This is a genomic window from Campylobacter sp. US50a, assembly GCF_004379015.1.
Classification (GTDB): domain Bacteria; phylum Campylobacterota; class Campylobacteria; order Campylobacterales; family Campylobacteraceae; genus Campylobacter_D; species Campylobacter_D jejuni.
The window spans coordinates 1-2,674 of record NZ_RYYJ01000030.1 but is presented as its reverse complement, the minus strand read 5'-3'; the positions used below and the strand labels follow the sequence as shown (position 1 = coordinate 2,674).

The window sequence follows — 2,674 nt, the reverse complement described above, 5'->3', positions numbered from 1 at the left end:
ATAATATCAGGATAGCTTTTATTTTCGTAAATGAACTCAAAATATTTAAATAGATAAGAAAATAAAATATTATTTCCATTTCCCCAAAATTCTTTTTGAGCTATATTAGAAAGCTCTTGGAGTGTATTTAGAAAATTTGGAAAATAGGCAAATTGAAACAACAAAGGTTTCTCTTCAACTTTGTTTTGAATTTGATCACGATTTGAAGTCTTGTTTCTTGTGGTAGCTTTTTTAACATAAACTAAAGAAGGTTCGTTTTCATCTTTTTCAAGATCAAAGTCTGCTTCTATTTAATGCCTTACTACAATTGATTTTTAAATCATATTTTCTTTTCAAATATTGACTGATATGTCCTGTAGTAACATGGTCAAATTTAGTTTTACTATCTTCATAGGCTTCTAAAATTAATTTTTCTATGTTTTTTTCCACGCTAAAAACCTAATTGTCCTTTCTTATAATCTTCTAAACCTTTCAATAGTCCAAAAAGTATGTCAGAATCAACCGCTCCTTCAATAGGAGTGTCTATTACTTTTCCTGTTGGAGTTAAAATATAAGTTGTTGCGAGTTAATTACAAATCAACTAAATAAAATACATATATTACAAGTTGTTTTCAAGCAATATGTAATTTTATTTCAATATGTGATACACATTAATACAACTTTACTTCAAGTATAGTTTATGTTTATGTAATTTTTATTTCAACTTCACTACACTTTTACTACAACTTGAGTTCAACTTTATTACAATTATTTTCAACTTAACTACAATTTGAGTTCAACTTTATTACACTTTCACTACACTTTAACTACAAAAATGTGAAAATTTGCATGTTTTTTGAAGTAAAAGTGTAGTTAATATGTAGTTAATGTTATTTTTACTAAAACTTGAGTGCAACTTTATTACAACTTAACTACAAAAAAGAGTTTGTTTAAAATACTATTTTATAGGGTTTTTAATATTAATTTAATTTTTATTGTTGAAAAAAATATACTAAAAAGTGTAATAAAAAAGTAAAATATCAATATTCATGGCTTATCTATGTTAAAACCCTTATTTTTAGGCTCTTTTGCTTTTTTGAAAAAAATGTAAAAAGTTGAGCCAATGGGCATAATGCAATAATATAGCCTAAATATAGGCATTTAAATCTTATTGTTGTAGGCAAATTATGCTAATGTTTACCGACATTTTGCGATTTGTAAAAAGCTTTTAAAATATCTATTTTGTAGGTTTTTAAGCATTATTGATAATCGAGATTTTCTTCATGGCGTGTATTTTTGATTGTGCTTGATTTATAGCGATAATATGAGAGCTAGGGCTGATTTTAGAAGTTCTAGCGAATTTTCAAAAATGCTTTGCAGTTTTGAAATGGGCTGTGGTTTTTGTAGGTTTTTTTATGTTTTTTTGATTGCAAGTGTGTATCTTGAATGGATATAGGGTTTAAAATGACAGAATTAGCCTTTAAAAGGCTAAAATGATTTTTTTAATGTTTTTCGTTTTAGGGTTATTTTTTTGATTTTTGGGCGTTTTTTGAAAGAATATCGATTAGTGTTTCAAAATCTTGGATTTCTGATTTGGTGATTTTGAATTTGTCTTTGAGTGTTAGAAACTGATAGGCTGAAACTATATCAAGCTTTGGGTATTTGGCTTGTAAATCGATAATGCTCTCATGGTTTTTAACTCTTTTTAGTTTGGCAATAAAAGTGTTTTTTGTTTTTTTGATATAAGCTATAACAGCAGGTGTCATTTTGCTTTTGTTTTCATCTGTTTTGCCATAGATTGAGAGTATGAATGCTAAACAGCTAGTTACATTGATAAATAATTTGTCGTTTTTCTCTTTGTGGATTATTTTGCTTATGTAGATTTTGGTAAACCAAGTTTCTATGGCTTTGTGCATTTTGTTTTTTTCGCTTGGGCGTGTATTAGTTTTAGACATAAGTTTTCTCCTGTGGTTTTAGTGCTTTATGAAATTAAACCGTATTTTTATTTAACTTGGGTATGAAATGAGTATTTTTATATATTAGGGAAAGTTTATGCTAGAAATATGTTTAAAAAGTGGCAAAGATAGGGAGAGAATGAGAGAAAGAATAAGGCAATAAATGAGGGGATAAATGATGAAAATTATTCAATGAAATGTAGCGGATAATAAATGAGGGGATAAAGGGTGAGAAGAATACTTTTCTATTTCAGGGGCTAAAAAGGTTTAGGTTGGGTATAAAAATGCCCTTGCTTAAACCTAGACTTTTTAATGCTTAATTAAAACTATTTTTTGTCTTTTCGTGGGTTTGGATTTGGAGTATTTTTTAATTGAAAAATTTACAAAAATTTTAGAGTGAAGATAGGTAAAAAAATAAAAATAAAAATAAAAAATGATAGATAAAAAAACAAAAAAAATAAATATAGTTTTGCTGTAATTTTCTCTTTGAATTTTTGCTCGTGAAAAGTACAAGATAATTTTTTTATTTTTCTAATCATTTAAAAAACAATATTTTTTATATGAAAATTCACAGAAAAAAAGATAAAATTTTAATACTAATTTTAATTAATTTTATTTTAAGTCTAAAATATATAGAGATAAAAGTAGTATAAAAAATACTTATTTTTTACTTGTTTTTAATTGATTTTTATATCTAAAATATTTTTCTCATAAAAACATGATTACTCGTTTATATAGAT

The 2,674-nt window shown here is 25.7% G+C and carries 2 protein-coding genes and 1 pseudogene; 1 reads left to right on the top strand and 2 read right to left on the bottom strand.

Annotated features, from left to right (window positions below):
• Positions 1-429: pseudogene (locus tag ELQ11_RS10500) on the bottom strand (hypothetical protein); the annotation flags it as partial.
• A gap of 874 nt (positions 430-1,303) precedes the next feature.
• On the opposite strand from ELQ11_RS10500, the gene ELQ11_RS10460 reads away from it, so the two are divergent.
• Entirely contained in the window at positions 1,304-1,435 is a 132-nt protein-coding gene (locus ELQ11_RS10460; protein WP_274542465.1) for a hypothetical protein, read from the top strand.
• A gap of 67 nt (positions 1,436-1,502) precedes the next feature.
• Here ELQ11_RS10460 and ELQ11_RS09385 read toward each other — a convergent pair whose 3' ends face one another.
• The gene (locus ELQ11_RS09385) at positions 1,503-1,934 is read right to left on the bottom strand and encodes a hypothetical protein (protein WP_126230639.1); all 432 of its coding nucleotides are present in this window, start codon (positions 1,932-1,934) and stop codon (positions 1,503-1,505) included.
• Positions 1,935-2,674 lie beyond the last annotated feature (740 nt).